This window comes from Pseudomonas maioricensis (assembly GCF_022790535.1).
In the GTDB taxonomy this organism is placed as follows: domain Bacteria; phylum Pseudomonadota; class Gammaproteobacteria; order Pseudomonadales; family Pseudomonadaceae; genus Aquipseudomonas; species Aquipseudomonas maioricensis.
This window is the reverse complement of record NZ_LOHG01000010.1, coordinates 21,320-37,335: the sequence shown is the minus strand read 5'-3', so window position 1 is coordinate 37,335 and position 16,016 is coordinate 21,320. Positions and strand designations below refer to the sequence as shown.

The window sequence follows — 16,016 nt, the reverse complement described above, 5'->3', positions numbered from 1 at the left end:
CATTGATGAGCTTGCGACTGAGCCTTGCTCAATTCAGCGCCAGCGGGCCGCGGGCGGAGAATCAGGACGCCATGCGCCTGGTGACTCCCGCCCCGGCCCTTGCCGCCAGCAAGGGCTATCTGTTTGCCCTGGCCGATGGCGTCAGTCAATGCGTGGATGGCGCCCTCGCGGCGCAATCCACCTTGCAAGCGCTGGCGCTGGATTACTATTCGACGCCGGAAACCTGGGGCGTCGCTCAATCCCTTGACCGGTTGCTGCTGGCACAGAATCGCTGGTTGCAGGCCAATGGCTTGCTGACCACCCTTAGCGTGCTGGTGCTACGGGGCCGGCGCTTCACTCTCGCCCACGTAGGCGATTGTCGTGCCTATCGCTGGCACGCGGGCGAACTGCAACGCATCAGTGAGGATCATGTCTGGGAACAGCCAGACATGCAGCATGTGCTCAAGCGCGCGCTGGGCCTGGACCAATACCTGGTCATGGATTATCTGGACGGCGAATTGCGCGAGGGCGAACGCCTGCTACTGCTCAGCGATGGAGTCTGGGCAACATTGGGTGACGCGAGTATTCGTTCGATTCTCACTGAGCAAGAGGATCTGGATCGTGCCGTGCAGACGCTGGTCAGCGCTGCACACCTGGCCGGTAGTCAGGACAACGCCAGTGCCGTGCTGATTCGCGTCGACACGCTGGGTCAGGATGACCTTGGCGACGCTCTCATCCAGCTTCAACAATGGCCATTGCCGCCTCCTTTAAAGACTGGCCAGGCTTTTGAAGGCTGGCAGATTAACGGGTTGCTGGCGGAATCTCGGCAATCGCTGCTGTATCGGGTCACCGACCAGCACAATCAGCGCTGGTTATTGAAAACGCTCCCTGGCAATCGCCATGACGAACCCGGCGCTGGGCAGGGGTTGCTACTGGAAGAATGGTTTTTGAAGCGCGTGGCGGGCCGTTTTTTCCCTGAAACCCATCCCGTACCTGATCGCCAGCACCTGTATTACGTCATGCGTGAACACTCAGGCCGCAGCCTGATGCAACTTTTCAATGAGCACGGCCAACTGTCCGTGGCGCAATGGCTGGCGCATGCCACGCAGCTATTGAGAGCAGTCGGCTTGCTGCACCGGCGGAATATTATTCACAGGGATATCAAACCGGAAAACCTGTTGCTCGAAGATGACGGCGAATTACGTCTGCTGGATTTCGGCCTCGCCTACTGTCCCGGCCTTTCCACGCTGACACCGGGCGAGTTGCCGGGCACGCCAAGCTTCATAGCACCAGAAGCATTCAATGGCGACGAGCCCACTCCCCGCCAGGATCTTTATGCGGTGGGCGTGACCCTTTATTACCTGCTGACCGGACATTACCCGTACGGCGAGATCGAAGCGTTCCAGCATAGGCGTTTCGGTATACCAACCCCCGCCAGCCGCTATCGCCCCGACCTGCCTGACTGGCTGGACCAAAACCTGTCCAAGGCACTGCAGGCCGATCCGCAACAGAGCTACGAAACTGCTGAACAGTGGCTACTGGAGCTGGAGCAGGCGGAGCACCGTCCGCTGGTGAAACGCACTCAACCCCTGCTTGAACGCGAACCACTAAAGGTCTGGAGGACGGTGGCGCTGGTTTCTCTGCTACTGAATCTGATCGCCATCGTTTGGCTGATGCGTCACTGAGCAAAATCGCCCCGGTTCGGGGCATAGCGCACCAAGGTGATACTCCCCGATAAAATGCGACGCGGTGGGAGCAGGGCTTGGTTTGGGCGGCATTCCGACGATAAGGGCACCGCGCTATGAAGTGAACCGGGTCCAGCCCTATCGCTGGCAAGCCCTGCTCCCACAGTTTCTCCACCAGACAACTCTATCTGGCACACCCCCTGCATATCTTTCCTCAAGCAACTCATATCGCTCCAGCCTTCAAAGACGAAGGCTGAGCTTCCCGAGAGAACGGGACCGGACAAAGGCGTCCTCGCTAGTTAACTAGCGGGACGCCTTTTTTTGTTTGCGCAGAATTTGTCGAGCACCCTCTCGCGGGCTTCTCGGAGGCAAGATGAGAAAACTCAAACTGGTGATGATTGGCAACGGCATGGCCGGCGTTCGTACGCTGGAGGAGCTGCTCAAGCTCAGCGACGAACTTTACGATATCACCGTATTTGGCGCCGAGCCGCACCCTAACTACAACCGCATCATGCTCTCCCCGGTGCTGGCAGGTGAGCAGAAGTTCGAAGACATCGTGCTCAACGACCTCGACTGGTATCTGGGCAACAACATTCAGCTTCTGCTCAATCGCAGAGTGGTGAAAATCAACCGGGCCAAACGTCAGGTGATCGCCGACGACGGCACGGTAGCGCATTACGACCGCCTGCTGATTGCCACAGGCTCTACGCCATTCATGCCACCGATGCCGGGCAGCACCTTGAGCGGCGTCATCGGTTATCGCGACATCGCGGACACGCGAGTCATGATCCACACCGCCAAAACCCAAAAACATGCGGTGGTGATCGGTGGCGGCCTGCTCGGCCTCGAAGCCGCCAACGGGCTCAAGATGCGTGGCATGGACGTCACGGTCGTGCACATCGGTAAATGGCTGCTGGAACGTCAGCTGGATAAAGCCGCCGGGCAATTACTCCAAAGCGCGCTGGAGGCCCGCGGCCTGCACTTTCGCCTGAACGAACAGACCGAGGCATTGCTGGATAACGGCCGAGGCGCGGTCAACGCCGTGCAGTTTAAAAATGGCGACATTATCCCGGCCGATCTGGTCGTGATGGCTGCCGGTATTCGCCCGGCGACCGAACTCGCGGAACTGGCTGGATTGCCCTGCAACCGGGGCATCCTGGTCAACGATACGTTGCAAACCTACGATCCGAGGATCTACGCGATAGGCGAATGCGCCAGTCACCGTGGCACTGCGTATGGCCTGGTAGCGCCCTTGTTCGAGCAGGCCAAAGTCTGCGCCAACCACCTCGCCCAACTAGGTTTTGCCCGTTACAAGGGTTCAGTTACCTCCACCAAGCTGAAGGTGACCGGGATTGATCTGTTTTCCGCTGGCGATTTCATGGGCGGCGAAGGCACGGAAACCATAATCCTGCGAGACCCATTCAGCGGCACCTACAAAAAACTGGTGATCAAAGACGATCTGCTGGTGGGCGCGTGCCTGTACGGCGACACCACTGACGGCGGTTGGTACCTGCGCCTGATTCGCGGCCAGCAGTCCATAACCGCCCTTCGCGATCAACTGATGTTCGGTGAAGTGAGCCCATCGCAAATGGATACCGCGTTATGCGCCTGACCAGTATCCCCGCGCCCATCACGCAAACCACCGCATCCACCTGTTGCTATTGCGGGGTCGGCTGTGGCGTGCTGATAGAACACGACGGACGCAACATTATCGGTGTCACGGGCGACCCGACGCATCCAGCCAACTTTGGCAAGCTGTGCAGCAAAGGCTCAACCCTGCACCTCACTGGTGATCCAAGCGCACGGGCGCTATACCCGGAATTGCGCCTGAGCAAACAGCTGGGACGCAGCGTTACAGATTGGGACGCCGCCCTTGATCACGCCGCTAATGTATTCGCAGAAACCATTCGCGAACATGGACCTGACAGCGTCGCGTTCTACATTTCGGGACAACTGCTGACAGAGGATTACTACGCGTTCAATAAGCTGGCGCGCGCTCTGATTGGCACCAACAATATCGACAGTAATTCCCGGCTATGCATGTCGTCCGCCGTGGTGGGCTATAAACGTAGCCTGGGCGCGGACGCACCACCTTGCAGCTATGAAGACATCGAGCTCAGCGATTGCGTGATGATCGTCGGCAGCAACATGGCCTACGCCCACCCGATCCTGTTCCGACGCCTGGAAGAAGCGAAAAGCCAGCGTCCCGAGATGAAAATCATCGTCATCGATCCTCGGCGCACAGACACCTGCGATCTGGCGGACATGCATCTGGCGATTATTCCCGGAACCGACGTTGCGCTGTTCCACGGCATCCTGCACCTGCTGCTTTGGGAAGGCTGGGTCGATCAGGATTTCATCGAGCAACACACTGAGGGTTATACCGAGCTGAAAAGCCTGGTGCATCACTACTCGCCGCAAATGGTCACGCAGACCTGCGGCATCTCGCTGCAACAACTGCGGGAATGCGCGCAATGGATCGGCCAGGCACCCAGCTTTCTGTCGCTGTGGTGCATGGGCTTGAATCAGTCGACTGCTGGCAGCGCCAAAAACAGCGCGCTGATCAATCTGCATCTGGCCACCGGGCAAATAGGCCGCCCCGGTGCCGGCCCGTTTTCTCTGACCGGCCAACCTAATGCCATGGGCGGTCGCGAGACTGGCAGCCTCTCCAACCTGCTTCCCGGCCACCGGGAAGCAGCCAACGCCGAACACCGGGCTGAAATCGCACAGTACTGGGGGGTCGATACATTACCCGCCACCCCCGGTTTGTCAGCGATAGAACTGTTCGAGCAGATGCGCAGCGGCACGATCAAAGCCGTATGGATCGCCTGCACAAATCCGGCGCAATCGATGCCCGATCAGACTCGTGTTCGCGAGGCTTTGAGCGCGTGCCCATTCGTGGTCCTTCAGGAAGCTTTTCGCACCACTGAAACCGCCCGCTTCGCTGACCTGCTGCTGCCTGCGGCCAGTTGGGGCGAAAAAGAAGGCTCGGTGACCAACTCCGAACGGCGTATATCCCATGTGCGCAAAGCCGTCGCGGCGCCTGGCGAAGCGCGCCCCGACTGGGCAATCACGGTCGATTTCGCACAACGCCTCCAGGCTCGACTGCAACCTGATACCGTTGCCCTTTTTGATTTCCAGCAGCCCCAGGCGCTGTTCGACGAATACAAGCAACTGACCCAAGGTCGCGACCTGGACTTGTCCGGCATCAGCTACGACGTCATTGATCAGCGTGGACCGCAGCAATGGCCATTCCCGGCCGGTGCCACCAACGGCACAGCCAGGCTGTATCTGGATGGCGTGTTTCCAACACCATCAGGCAGAGCCCGATTCATCAGCGAACCGTACAGCGCTGCCAAAGAGCTACGCGACAGCCGCTTCCCGCTAACCCTGAACACTGGCCGCCTGCGTGATCAATGGCACGGTATGAGCCGCACAGGCACCGCTGCGCGCTTGTTCGGCCATGTGAGTGAAGCAGTACTGAGCCTGCATCCGGAAGATCTGCATCGCTACCGCCTGCAAGCGGGTGATCTGGTCAATCTGCAAAGCAGACGTGGCAGCGTGATCGTTCCCGTTGGCAGCGATGACGGCTTGCGGGCTGGCCATGCCTTCATCCCGATGCACTGGGGAGATCGATTCCTGAAGGGCGGAGTAAACGTGCTCACCCAGCCAGCGTTCGATCCGATTTCCAGGCAACCTGAGCTGAAGCACTCTGGCGTGCGCATCGACAAAGTCGACCTGTCGTGGCGGCTATTCATACTGATCGAAGGCGACGTGCAGCGCCGTCTGGATGCGTTGCGCTCGTTATGCGACGAGTTTGCGTACACCAGCCTGAACCTTGCAGGCCGCGAGCGTCCTGCCTTAACACTGCGTGCAGCCAATCACGAAGCGCCGGGTCAGGAGTTGCTGGATCGAATTGACCAATTGCTGGGGCTGGATCACGGCCCGGTGCTGGCTTATGACGATAATCGCCAAGGCATCAGCAAGCGCATTCGCCTGGACCAGGGCCGGATAACCGCCATCCGGTTATGCGGAGAAACCCTTGCCAAAGAATGGCTGCAAAGTCTGTGGCTGGAAGGGCGGGAAATCGACGACGAGATGCGTCGCTGGCTGCTCGCGCCGATAAGCCGCGCACCAGGCTCTGGGGCAGGCAAAACATCAAGCGGAAAAACCCTGTGCAACTGCATGAATATCAGTGAAAGCGCCGTGTGCGATGGCATCGCCAAAGGTATGGACCTGATTCAACTCAAGACCCAACTCGGCTGCGGCAGCATGTGTGGCTCTTGCGTGCCGGAAATCAAACGACTGCTGACGACCGTCGCGATCAACTAATGAGGTGAATAGCATGAATGCAAAAGTCTGGCTGGTCGGCGCCGGCCCCGGTGATCCAGAGTTGCTGACCCTCAAAGCCGTAAGAGCACTGCGCGAAGCCGACATGGTGTTGATCGATGATCTGGTCAACAACGCAGTACTGGAGCATTGCCCAACTGCGCGCGTCATTGCAGTGGGTAAACGCGGCGGTTGCCGCTCGACACCGCAAGCGTTCATCCATCGCCTGATGCTGCGCTACGTGCGTCAGGGCAAATGCGTGGTGCGCCTGAAAGGCGGCGACCCGTGCATATTCGGTCGTGGCGGCGAAGAAGCTGATTGGCTGCGTGCTCATGGGGTTGAAGTTGAACTGGTCAATGGCATCACGGCAGGCCTCGCAGGCGCGACGCAATGTGGAATCTCCCTGACCTTGCGGGGTGTCAGTCGTGGCGTGACGCTGGTGACAGCTCACACTCAGGACGACAGTACATTGAACTGGCAAGCACTGGCACAGGGAGGAACAACGCTGGTGGTGTACATGGGCGTGGCAAAACTGGGCGAAATACGCGAGAGCCTGATCAGTGGCGGGATGTCACTGAACATGCCCGTGGCGATGATCGAGAATGCTTCCCTGCCTCAGCAAAGGGAGTGCCGGAGTTCACTGGCCGATATGCAGCAGGACGCAGCCCTTTTCGAACTGAAAAGCCCGGCCATTCTGGTCATCGGAGAGGTGGCAGGCGCAATGGATGTTGCGGTGCTGGAAGCAGCAGCCAGTCAAACGGCTTGAAGGTACAGCGTAAATCGCAGGCAAAGAAAAGCCCGGCATTAGCCGGGCTTCTCTTTTACACCGCTATTGAAGCGAGTAAAGCAGGCTAATTACTTAGCTTGTGCTTCAACTTCAGCTTCTACGCGACGGTTAACAGCGCGGCCAGCGTCAGTTGCGTTGTCAGCAACTGGGCGGGATTCGCCATAACCAACCGAGTTTACGCGGCTAGCGCCAACACCGTACTGGTTAACCAGAACCTGTTTAACGGCGTTTGCACGACGCTCGGACAGTTTCTGGTTGTAAGCGTCAGGACCGACGGAGTCAGTGTGACCTTCAACAGTGGTGGTGGTTTGTGGGTACTGTTGCATGAAGTCAGCGAGGTTCTTGATGTCGCCGTAGCTGTTAGGCTTGACTACGGATTTGTCGAAATCGAACTTCACGTCCAGCTCAACACGAACCACTTCGGCAACTGCTGGGCAGCCATCAGCGTCAACGGTAACGTTGGCTGGGGTGTCCGGGCACTTGTCGACGTTGTCGCACACGCCGTCGTTGTCGCTGTCGGAGCACACTTCAGCTACTGGAGCTGGTGCTGCTTCAACTTTCTTGGAGCCGCCACCGAAGTTTACGCCGATACCGACGCTAGGAGCCCACTCGGTGTCGCCTTGGTCGATGTTGTACTGAGCTTCAACGCCAGCACGGGCATAGAAGTTGTCAGTGAAGTAAAGCTTGGCACCGCCGCCGATGTTGGCGAAGGTAGAACCGTTACGGCCGCCGCGAGCGTCTTGACCGATGCTTTGATCAGAGAAACCAGCCGAAACGTACGGACGCAGCATGTCGCCCGGATTGTTGAAGTGGTACAGAGCGTCCAGGGCAGTGTTGGAGCCCTTGATGTTCTTGCCACTGTCGCTGCGAACGTTATGAACTTCGTCGTAACCCAGACGTACTTCTACGTCGTCGGTCAGGAAGTAGCCAATCGAGCCGCCGAACAGGTTGCCGTCGTTTTTAAAGTTACGGGCGCTGTCGTAGTACTCTTTCTTGGCGAAGCCTTCGATTTCGACTGCGCCTTGGCCTTGTGCCAGAGCGCCGAAAGATGCCGCGGCAACAATAGTACCAATGGCCAAGCCCAAGGTGTTTTTCAGTTTCATCCGTTAAATCCCCATCTGGTGATTGTAAAGCAGTCCCACATCGCTGGGGACAACTCATCGGCAAGTCTATCAGAACTTGCCTGCTCGTTAGAGATATTTGCACCGAGTTAAGTTTCGGTAATGCCTGCAAATTTCTCACGTAATTTATCTAAAGCCCGCTTGTAGCGCATTTTCGTTGCACTCAAGCCCATGTGCATGATGTCTGCGATCTCCTGGAATTCAAGTTCTGCAACAAATCGCAGTACCAGAATCTCCCGATCGATCGGGTTCACATGCACCAGCCAGCGATCAAGCCCGCCCCGTTCTTCAGGTTTAGGCGTCTTTTCTTCCGACGCTTCCTCAAGTGGATCCAGACTCAAAGCGTCCATCAAGCGACGCTTACGCCGTTCCTTTCTGTACTGCGTGATGCATTCGTTGTAAGTGATGCTGTACAGCCATGTTTTGAATTTCGATTTACCCTCAAAATTCTTCAAGCCATACAACACCTTAAGCATCACTTCCTGACAGACATCATCAGCATCGCGATCGTTCCCTAAATAACGTGCGCAGACGTTAAAAAGTGTTCGTTGATAGCGACGCATCAACTCTTCGTAAGCCCGCGTCACATGAAAAAGTTCGACGTGGGCGCGCGCAACCAGCTCCTCATCAGAGAGCTCGCGGGGGTCGTAGCGCATCGATAGCGGTTGAGGGTTATTCAAAACAAGTCGTGCCGACAGTCAGGTCAATGGCCGCCACTGCCATTGAAACGGCAATTTGTGGCGGCATAGAGTAGCAGGTTAGCCGCTTAACGGCTGCTCACTCGCTGTTCCAGAAGGACGCGGTTGGACAATGAAACCAACTCCCCGTCATCTGTAAGCAATGTGGTTTTCACCGTACCAATCTCTTCAATCTGCCCTTCGACATCGCCAACACGCACCTCTTGGCCTACCTGATACAACTCCCGCACATAAATCCCTGCCAGTATTTGGCCAGCAAGCTCACGACTTCCCAGGCCCATGGCCAGCGCAATTGCCAGACCAACGGTAATCAAACCGATCACAATCACGTGGTTCAGCAGGTCAGTTTTGACCTCTAACTGACTGATCGCCACCGAAATACTGATGATAATGACCAGGCCCTGGGCGATTCGCCCCAGACCTGCGGAGTAATCCAGCCCTACTCCTTCCGCCGCGCCACGCACCAGACCGTTGACCAGTTGGGCCAGCAGTACGCCGACCAGCAGCACCAGAGCGGCACCAAAAACCTTGGGCAGATACAGGGCCAGCATGTCCAGCGTTGCAGAAACACGCTCAAGCCCCAGCGATTCAGCGGCCGAAACCAGAAAGATCAACAAGACGAACCAGTAAACAATCTTGCCGATCAGGGTGGAGATCGGCACCTGAACGCCCGCACGGCTGATCAGTTTGGTCAGGCCGGTGCCTGCCATCAAACGATCCAGGCCCAGTTTGGCGAGCAACTTAGACAACAGGGTGTCGAGCAACTTGGCAACCACGAAACCCAGCAGCACGACCACCAGTGCGCCGAACAGATTCGGGATGAAATTTGCAACTTTGGTCCACAATGCAGTCATTGCGGCAACCAGACTCTGAGTCCAGAGATCCAATTCCATGTTCAATCAGCCTTATCGACAGGACGAGCGGTAGAATTCTTTTGACGTGAAACCGGTGCAACGTGGGCTGAGCCATTGTTCAAGGCGATCATCATCGCTTCGGTCCAGCGTCCCAGCAGACTGAACAACACACCTGCGCCCACTTGGCGATTGGCGGTTTTCAATACGCGCCCCAGGCAGGCGTCATCATCCCGGCTGGAGGAGGACGACTTGAGCATGTCGCGCAATGATTCTTCAAACGGATCGTGCATAGGCACCTCTCGTAACGTCCAGAGAAGACGTGAACCAATCCGGGTGAGTCACAAACTGCCCCCTGGACGAACATTAAAAATTGTAACCATCAAACCCAGCGCAACCGACGGAACAACCACCACTGCCCTAACGCCAGTGCGGCAATCAATGCGCAGGCGATCAAAAAACCATAAGGGCTGTCAGAGCCTGGAATGCCGCCCACATTAATACCCAGCAGACCGGTCAAAAAGCTCATGGGCAGGAAAATCCCGGTAATGATGCCGAAGCGGTACATGGTGTGGTTCATGCGCTCGCGTAGCCGCCGGTCTTCGGACTCCAGCACCAGCCCCACTCGCTCGCGGGTCAATTCCAGCTCTTCAAGGTAACGCGTCAGGCTGTTGTTGAGTTCGTTCCAGTAATCGGCGTCATCGTCAACGAACCACGGCAGCTTGCTGCGACTAAGCTGGGCGTAAATTTCACGCTGCGGTGAGAGAAAACGGCGCAGCCCCGCGGCGCGGCGTCGAATATGGAGCATATCGCCATGTTCGGGGGTATACCGCTCGTCAGCGTCTATCTTTTCTTCCTCTTCATCGACCGATTCGGTGAGGTCGCCCACCAGCGCCTGAACCTTGTCTGTCAGGTACTGGGCGAGATAAAGAATCAGCTCAGATGCAGTTTTTGGCCCCTTGCCTTCGTTGAGCTGCTCGATCAACTCGTCGGTGGCACGCAGCGGACGCAGACGCAGAGAAATGACCTGCTGGGCAGCGGCGAAAATCCGCACCGAGACCATGTCTTCAGGCTCAGCCCCTGGGTTGAGATTCACTCCGCGCAGAAACAGCAGCAGTTTTTCGTCAGGCAATGGCAGCAAGCGTGGCCGGGTGTTTTCCTCGAGCAGCAAGTCACAGGCAAATTCACTCAGCCCACTGGCTGTGCGTAACCATGTGTGCGTCTGCGGATGACCGCGATCCCAATGCAGCCAGACACTTTCATGCGGCTGCAATTGCAGGCCATCCAGTTCGGTCCGAGCGATGAAACGCGCCCCGCCTTTACCATCCAATACGAGGGCATGAACCAGCCCCCACTGCGCGTTTGTCTCGTCGAACATCAATACTTCGCTTATTCGGGCATTTTCAGAGGCGAGGGAGAAACGATCACGCCATTATTGTCGGCATACACATATTCGCCGGGACGGAACGTAACACCCGCAAAGGTCACCACCACGTTCAAGTCACCGAGACCGCGTTTATGGGTTCTCAGCGGGTGACTGGCCAACGCCTGAACACCCAGATCAGTCTGCGCCAGCACATCCACATCGCGGATGCAGCCATAGATAACCATGCCTTGCCAGCCATTACGTGCGGCCTTCTCGGCGATCATGTCACCGAGTAATGCGCAGCGCAGAGACCCACCGCCGTCTACGACCAGAACCTTGCCCTTCCCGTCCAGTTCGGCCTGCTCCTTGACCAGCGAATTGTCCTCAAAGCATTTTACGGTGACGATTTCACCACCAAACGAATCACGACCGCCGAAGTTACTGAACATCGGTTCAAGTACCTGAACCAGGTCCGGGTAGGCGTCGCACAAATCGGGCGTGAGGTAATGCATGGCGATACTCCTGTCAGTGAAGGGTCGGTCTCTGCCTATGAACCGTAGCTCATAAGAGCAGGACGTAGCCAGCTTCATGACCTTTAACTGAACTGCATTTGCGTCGTAGCTTAATCGCTAGCCTGCAGCAGCGAAACACCTTGCGCTCAGTCCCCCACGGCCATCGGCGTTTGCGACAGCTCCTGTACAGGGACGCAACCTTCGTTCAGCCATTCGATGACCAGCGGCCAGACCTCTCGCTGGGCATTTTTGCTGACCAGCATCTGGACGTGATCGAAATCTTGCGAGAAACCCTGCTCACGTCCCAGGTTGATGAACTTGCGCTGTTGCGAACCCACCTGATCAAAAAGCTTGCGACAGGCCCAGACCGGATCCTGATGATCACCGACCGCGGCTACGGCGAGCACAGGAACTTCGACGCCTGGCAAGCCAGCCCACCAGTCAGTTTCCCGGTCACCGAAACGTCCGAACAGACCGTGCCAACGCATACTTTCAAGCACCAGCCCGACCGGCTCGTCTTCTGGACCGCGCTTGAAACGCGGGCCGGAAATATGATCGAACGGCTTGAGCAGCAAGCGGCCAGCCCATTGCACAGGGGGCATTTTCAGGGGCCAGTAATTGCGGCTGACCTGGCTCCCGAACAAGGCGACAGAGGCCGCGCCCGGTGGACCGAGATACTGCCCGCCCAAAGCAGCTGCCAGCGTGGTGCCGCCAAGTGAGTGGCCGATCCAGTGCGGAATCTGTCCGCTTTGCTCGCGAACGAACGCGGCGATGGCGGGCACGTCGTAGCGCGCATAATCCGCAACCCGGTTGTAGCGATAGGCTTCGTTGCGTGCCGACAATCCGTGCCCGCGCATTTCCGGTATCCAGACGTCGAAACCGGCTCGAGCCAGGTATGCACCCAGACCGATGCCTTTAGGCGAATACCAGAAGCGCCGGTTTGAAAAGCTGCCATGCATAAGGATCACCGGCACACCCCGAACATCGGGCTGCGCCACAAGGCCGAGTCGTGTTACGGCAATTTCAACACTGTAGTCGGGGCTGTTGGCAGGCTTCAGGCGGTATACGTCTTCGACCAGATCGCCACGACGCTCGGCGCTGATCAGAGCTACAGGAAAGAGAGTGCTGCTGCTTTGCATATTGCTCAAACAATCAAGGGTCGGTGTGGAAACCGTCCATGGTAAACGTAAAAAAGCCCCGGCTCACGTGAATGAACCGGGGCTTCACTCAGTCACATCAAACCGGAGCCTGAGCCTCAGCCAGGAAGAACCAGGTTTCCAGCACGGAATCCGGGTTCAACGAAACGCTTTCAATGCCTTGATCCATCAGCCAGCGGGCAAGGTCTGGATGGTCTGAAGGACCCTGACCACAGATACCGATGTACTTGCCAGCCTTGTTACAGGCTTGAATGGCGTTGGACAGCAGCTTTTTCACCGCTGGATTACGCTCGTCAAAGAGATGCGCGATGACGCCCGAGTCGCGATCCAGGCCCAGTGTCAGTTGAGTCAGGTCATTGGAGCCGATGGAGAAACCGTCGAAGTACTCCAGGAACTCCTCGGCCAGAATGGCGTTGGACGGCAGCTCACACATCATGATCACGCGCAGGCCATTCTCGCCGCGCTTCAGACCGTTCTCCGCCAGCAGGTCAATGACCTGACTGGCCTCGCCCAGCGTGCGCACGAACGGCACCATGATCTCGACGTTGGTCAGGCCCATTTCCTCACGTACACGCTTGAGGGCACGGCATTCCAGCTCGAAGCAATCGCGGAAGTTTTCGCTGATGTAACGCGAAGCCCCACGGAAACCCAGCATCGGGTTTTCTTCTTCCGGCTCGTACATCTTGCCGCCGATCAGGTTGGCGTACTCGTTGGACTTGAAGTCCGAGAGGCGCACAATGACCTTTTTCGGAGTAAATGCTGCGGCCAGAGTACTGATGCCCTCGACCAGTTTCTCGACATAGAAACCCACCGGATCGTCGTACCCGGCGATGCGCTTGTCGACGCTGTCCTTGATATCCAGAGGCAGGCTGTCGTAATTGAGCAGCGCCTTGGGGTGCACGCCGATCATGCGGTTGATGATGAATTCCAGACGCGCCAGACCGACACCGGCGTTGGGCAACTGGGCAAAGTCGAAAGCCCGGTCCGGGTTACCGACGTTCATCATGATCTTGAACGGCAACTCAGGCATCGCATCGACCGAGTTGGTCTTGATGTCGAAGCCCAGCTCGCCTTCAAAGATGTAACCGGTATCGCCTTCAGCGCAGGAAACCGTGACACCCTGACCGTCCTGCAGCAACTGGGTCGCGTTACCGCAACCCACGACAGCCGGGATCCCCAGTTCACGGGCGATGATCGCCGCGTGGCAGGTACGGCCGCCACGGTTGGTGACGATGGCACTGGCGCGCTTCATGACCGGTTCCCAGTCCGGGTCGGTCATGTCGGAAACCAGAACGTCGCCGGGCTGGACCTTGTCCATCTCGGAAACGTCTTTGATGATGCGTACCTTGCCTGCGCCGATACGCTGACCAATCGCACGGCCTTCAACCAGCACAGTGCCGGTTTCCTTGAGCAGATAACGCTCCATGACATTCGCCTGAGCGCGGCTTTTCACGGTTTCCGGACGCGCCTGAACGATGTACAGCTTGCCGTCATCACCGTCTTTGGCCCACTCGATGTCCATCGGTGCCTTGTAATGCTTCTCGATGATCATCGCCTGCTTGGCCAGCTCTGCGACTTCATCGTCACTCAGGCAGAAACGCGCGCGATCAGCAGGCTCGACGTCCACGGTTTTCACCGAACGACCGGCCTTGGCTTCTTCGCCATAGATCATCTTGATGGCCTTGCTGCCCAGGTTTCGGCGCAGAATGGCCGGGCGACCCGCAGCGAGGGTGCCCTTGTGTACATAGAATTCGTCAGGGTTGACCGCACCCTGCACCACCGTTTCACCCAAGCCGTAAGCGCCGGTGATGAACACCACGTCGCGGAAGCCTGATTCAGTGTCCAGGGTAAACATCACGCCTGCAGTACCGGTCTCGGAGCGCACCATGCGCTGCACACCCGCCGACAAGGCGACGAGCTTGTGATCAAAGCCCTGGTGGACGCGATAGGAAATGGCCCGATCATTGAACAACGAGGCGAACACTTCCTTGGCCGCGCGAATGACGTTTTCGACACCACGGATATTAAGGAAGGTTTCCTGCTGACCGGCAAAAGAGGCGTCAGGCAGGTCTTCAGCGGTGGCGGAAGAGCGCACGGCAACGGCAAGGTTCGGGTTACCTGCCGACAACTCGGCGAAGGCGGTGCGAATCTCGGCGTTAAGCTTCTCGGGGAACTCGGCTTCCATGATCCACTGACGAATCTGCGCACCGGTTTTGGCCAGCGCGTTGACATCGTCGACATCCAGAGCGTCCAGGGCTGCGTGAATCTGATCGTTCAGACCACTCAACTCAAGGAAATCACGGTAGGCCTGGGCCGTAGTGGCGAAGCCACCGGGCACCGAAACGCCAGCACCGGCAAGGTTGCTGATCATTTCGCCGAGGGATGCGTTCTTGCCTCCCACATGCTCCACATCATGGACGCCGAGCTTATCGAGGGAAACTACGTACTCTACCAAGGTGATCTCTCCACTAACTGTGTTGTTGTTGGGAAAAGCTCAGTCTGGGTCGCCCCGCTACAGCGTGGCCCCGAACACTTTCTGGCCTGGCCTCAAGCCGAAACCTGGAAAAAAGTTATGAATGCCAGCCACTCAGGCCCGCAAGCGCGCCTATGATATCCAACATTCGTCACCAGCTTAAGGCCAAAGGCGCAAATGAAACGATCTGCTTTTTTTATCTCCGACGGCACCGGGATTACCGCTGAAACCCTTGGCCAAAGCCTGCTAGCGCAATTTGAGAACATTACGTTCAACAAGTTCACCAGGCCCTACATCGATAGCGTCGAAAAGGCGCGGGCGATGGTACAACAAATCAACAATGCCGCCGACAAGGACGATGTGCGCCCCATCATCTTCGACACCATCGTCAATCAGGACATTCGCGAGATTCTGGCGACGTCCAACGGCTTCATGATTGACATCTTTTCGACCTTCCTGGCCCCGCTGGAGCAAGAGCTTAGTTCACACTCCTCCTACTCGGTGGGCAAATCGCACTCAATCGGTCACAACTCCAATTACATGGAGCGAATCGAGGCGGTCAACTTTGCACTGGACAACGACGACGGTGCGCGCACGCATTACTACGACAAGGCCGACATCATTCTGGTGGGGGTTTCCCGGTGCGGCAAAACCCCGACCTGTCTGTACATGGCCATGCAGTTCGGCATCCGCGCCGCCAATTACCCGCTGACCGAAGATGACATGGAGCGCCTTCAACTGCCGAACGCGCTGAAGGAACACCGCAACAAGTTGTTTGGCCTTACGATTGACCCAGATCGCCTGACTGCCATTCGCCACGAGCGCAAACCCAACAGCCGCTATTCCAGCTATGCGCAGTGCGAATTCGAGGTGCGTGAGGTAGAAGGCCTGTTCCGCCGCGAGAATATCCCGCACATCAATTCCACTCACTTCTCCGTAGAAGAAATCTCGGCCAAGGTGCTGGTGGAAAAAGGCGTCGAGCGGCGTTTCAAGTAATGCTTGAAATCTGTAGGAGCTGCCGCAGGCTGCTATGGCGGTGTGTCAGCGATAACTGATCG

General features: G+C 57.4%; 13 protein-coding genes and 1 pseudogene. 6 read left to right on the top strand and 8 right to left on the bottom strand.

What is annotated here, in order from left to right; translation table 11 throughout:
* Nucleotides 1-5: 5 nt before the first annotated feature.
* The 4 genes and pseudogenes from AUC61_RS16495 (at nucleotide 6) to cobA (ending at nucleotide 6,759) form a co-directional block, all read left to right on the top strand.
* The gene (locus tag AUC61_RS16495; protein WP_243247280.1) at nucleotides 6-1,664 is read left to right on the top strand and encodes a bifunctional protein-serine/threonine kinase/phosphatase; all 1,659 of its coding nucleotides are present in this window, start codon (nucleotides 6-8) and stop codon (nucleotides 1,662-1,664) included.
* A 373-nt stretch (nucleotides 1,665-2,037) separates the two neighbouring features.
* Nucleotides 2,038-3,237: pseudogene (locus tag AUC61_RS16490) on the top strand (NAD(P)/FAD-dependent oxidoreductase); the annotation flags it as partial.
* A gap of 29 nt (nucleotides 3,238-3,266) precedes the next feature.
* Entirely contained in the window at nucleotides 3,267-5,996 is a 2,730-nt protein-coding gene (locus AUC61_RS16485; RefSeq protein ID WP_243247279.1) for a nitrate reductase, read from the top strand.
* Nucleotides 5,997-6,009: 13 nt separating this feature from the next.
* Nucleotides 6,010-6,759, top strand: coding sequence for a uroporphyrinogen-III C-methyltransferase (gene cobA / locus AUC61_RS16480; protein ID WP_243247278.1), 750 nt, complete (start codon nucleotides 6,010-6,012; stop codon nucleotides 6,757-6,759).
* 89 nt (nucleotides 6,760-6,848) lie between these two features.
* Here the strand turns inward: cobA and AUC61_RS16475 are convergent, their stop codons facing one another.
* The 8 genes from AUC61_RS16475 to ppsA all read right to left on the bottom strand — a co-directional run bounded on the left by AUC61_RS16475 (nucleotide 6,849) and on the right by ppsA (nucleotide 14,940).
* Nucleotides 6,849-7,883, bottom strand: a complete 1,035-nt coding sequence (locus AUC61_RS16475) for an OmpA family protein (RefSeq protein WP_099268666.1) — start codon at nucleotides 7,881-7,883, stop codon at nucleotides 6,849-6,851.
* Nucleotides 7,884-7,990: 107 nt separating this feature from the next.
* Nucleotides 7,991-8,581, bottom strand: a complete 591-nt coding sequence (gene sigX / locus AUC61_RS16470) for an RNA polymerase sigma factor SigX (protein ID WP_122664582.1) — start codon at nucleotides 8,579-8,581, stop codon at nucleotides 7,991-7,993.
* Between the two features lie 86 nt (nucleotides 8,582-8,667).
* A complete protein-coding gene (locus AUC61_RS16465; RefSeq protein ID WP_087265063.1) occupies nucleotides 8,668-9,492 on the bottom strand; it encodes a mechanosensitive ion channel family protein in 825 nt (274 codons plus the stop codon).
* 2 nt (nucleotides 9,493-9,494) lie between these two features.
* Nucleotides 9,495-9,743 (bottom strand): CrfX protein, encoded by a 249-nt coding sequence (locus AUC61_RS16460; protein ID WP_122664583.1) that lies wholly within the window; start codon nucleotides 9,741-9,743, stop codon nucleotides 9,495-9,497.
* Between the two features lie 89 nt (nucleotides 9,744-9,832).
* Entirely contained in the window at nucleotides 9,833-10,828 is a 996-nt protein-coding gene (locus AUC61_RS16455) for a zinc transporter ZntB (RefSeq protein WP_243247277.1), read from the bottom strand.
* Nucleotides 10,829-10,839: 11 nt separating this feature from the next.
* Complete coding sequence (gene rraA, locus AUC61_RS16450) at nucleotides 10,840-11,328, bottom strand: ribonuclease E activity regulator RraA (protein WP_243247276.1); 489 nt, start codon at nucleotides 11,326-11,328, stop codon at nucleotides 10,840-10,842.
* A 146-nt stretch (nucleotides 11,329-11,474) separates the two neighbouring features.
* Entirely contained in the window at nucleotides 11,475-12,467 is a 993-nt protein-coding gene (locus AUC61_RS16445; protein ID WP_243247275.1) for an alpha/beta fold hydrolase, read from the bottom strand.
* A gap of 97 nt (nucleotides 12,468-12,564) precedes the next feature.
* Nucleotides 12,565-14,940 carry a phosphoenolpyruvate synthase gene (gene ppsA / locus AUC61_RS16440; protein ID WP_243247274.1) on the bottom strand — a complete coding sequence of 792 codons (2,376 nt, stop codon included), beginning with the start codon at nucleotides 14,938-14,940 and terminating at the stop codon, nucleotides 12,565-12,567.
* Here ppsA and AUC61_RS16435 point away from each other — a divergent pair.
* Nucleotides 14,887-15,096 (top strand): hypothetical protein, encoded by a 210-nt coding sequence (locus AUC61_RS16435; protein ID WP_243247273.1) that lies wholly within the window; start codon nucleotides 14,887-14,889, stop codon nucleotides 15,094-15,096. The two genes, ppsA and AUC61_RS16435, sit on opposite strands and share 54 nt — an antisense overlap.
* 39 nt (nucleotides 15,097-15,135) lie before the next feature.
* Nucleotides 15,136-15,954, top strand: a complete 819-nt coding sequence (gene ppsR / locus AUC61_RS16430) for a posphoenolpyruvate synthetase regulatory kinase/phosphorylase PpsR (RefSeq protein ID WP_243247272.1) — start codon at nucleotides 15,136-15,138, stop codon at nucleotides 15,952-15,954.
* The last annotated feature ends 62 nt before the right edge of the window (nucleotides 15,955-16,016 follow it).

What these genes read in the sequence shown, in the direction of transcription:
- AUC61_RS16495 (WP_243247280.1), top strand. Translation starts at nt 6, where the DNA reads ATGAGCTTGCGACTGAGCCTTGCTCAATTCAGCGCCAGCGGGCCGCGG.
- AUC61_RS16485 (WP_243247279.1), top strand. Translation starts at nt 3,267, where the DNA reads ATGCGCCTGACCAGTATCCCCGCGCCCATCACGCAAACCACCGCATCC.
- cobA (WP_243247278.1), top strand. Translation starts at nt 6,010, where the DNA reads ATGAATGCAAAAGTCTGGCTGGTCGGCGCCGGCCCCGGTGATCCAGAG.
- AUC61_RS16475 (WP_099268666.1), bottom strand. Translation starts at nt 7,883, where the DNA reads ATGAAACTGAAAAACACCTTGGGCTTGGCCATTGGTACTATTGTTGCC.
- AUC61_RS16465 (WP_087265063.1), bottom strand. Translation starts at nt 9,492, where the DNA reads ATGGAATTGGATCTCTGGACTCAGAGTCTGGTTGCCGCAATGACTGCA.
- AUC61_RS16460 (WP_122664583.1), bottom strand. Translation starts at nt 9,743, where the DNA reads ATGCACGATCCGTTTGAAGAATCATTGCGCGACATGCTCAAGTCGTCC.
- AUC61_RS16455 (WP_243247277.1), bottom strand. Translation starts at nt 10,828, where the DNA reads ATGTTCGACGAGACAAACGCGCAGTGGGGGCTGGTTCATGCCCTCGTA.
- rraA (WP_243247276.1), bottom strand. Translation starts at nt 11,328, where the DNA reads ATGCATTACCTCACGCCCGATTTGTGCGACGCCTACCCGGACCTGGTT.
- AUC61_RS16445 (WP_243247275.1), bottom strand. Translation starts at nt 12,467, where the DNA reads ATGCAAAGCAGCAGCACTCTCTTTCCTGTAGCTCTGATCAGCGCCGAG.
- AUC61_RS16435 (WP_243247273.1), top strand. Translation starts at nt 14,887, where the DNA reads ATGCTCCACATCATGGACGCCGAGCTTATCGAGGGAAACTACGTACTC.
- ppsR (WP_243247272.1), top strand. Translation starts at nt 15,136, where the DNA reads ATGAAACGATCTGCTTTTTTTATCTCCGACGGCACCGGGATTACCGCT.